1 protein-coding gene and 1 pseudogene are annotated in these 459 nt (G+C 71.0%); one reads left to right on the top strand and one right to left on the bottom strand.

All coding sequences use genetic code 11. The features are described from left to right. Window positions 1-43: 43 nt before the first annotated feature. A complete protein-coding gene (locus GYA94_RS28460; protein WP_308936453.1) occupies window positions 44-268 on the top strand; it encodes a DUF3482 domain-containing protein in 225 nt (74 codons plus the stop codon). Here the strand turns inward: GYA94_RS28460 and GYA94_RS27440 are convergent. Then, a pseudogene (locus GYA94_RS27440) lies at window positions 178-459 on the bottom strand (DUF3482 domain-containing protein); the annotation flags it as partial. The gene GYA94_RS28460 and the pseudogene GYA94_RS27440 overlap by 91 nt on opposite strands.

Below are 459 nucleotides of genomic sequence, written 5' to 3'. Positions count from 1 at the left end.
ACGGTTCGACAGCGTAGCCCCCCCCGAGGACGGCGAACGCCGCCTGTACGAAAGCCTGGCCCTGCTGCTGGAAAGCGCCCGCCCGGCCTTGCAACGGCTGATCGACGACCAGCAGGCCCAACGCCTGGCCCGCCAGCACAGCGGCAAGCGCCTGATTGCCGCACTGCTGCTGGACTGCGCTGCATGCCCGCGGCTGTCCAGGGCCACCGTATCGTCCACGGTCAACTCGCGCTTGCCCTTGAGTTTGCCCAGCAAGCGCGCGCCATAGTTGCGCGCCGTCTGCAACGCACCGCCGGCCAGCGCCCCGGCCAGTGCCGCTGCCCCCAGGGTAAGCCCGCCAACCAGCAAGTCGACCCCGGCCCCTGCCGCTGCGCCGGCGGCTACGCCGCTGCCCAGGCGTACGCCCAGCAGCTTCAAGGTTTCGGGGTTGCACAGGTCATCGCCCCAGCGCCCATCCAG

It is taken from the genome of Pseudomonas juntendi, from assembly GCF_009932375.1.
In the GTDB taxonomy this organism is placed as follows: domain Bacteria; phylum Pseudomonadota; class Gammaproteobacteria; order Pseudomonadales; family Pseudomonadaceae; genus Aquipseudomonas; species Aquipseudomonas juntendi.
This window is presented reverse-complemented; position numbering and strand designations above follow the sequence as displayed.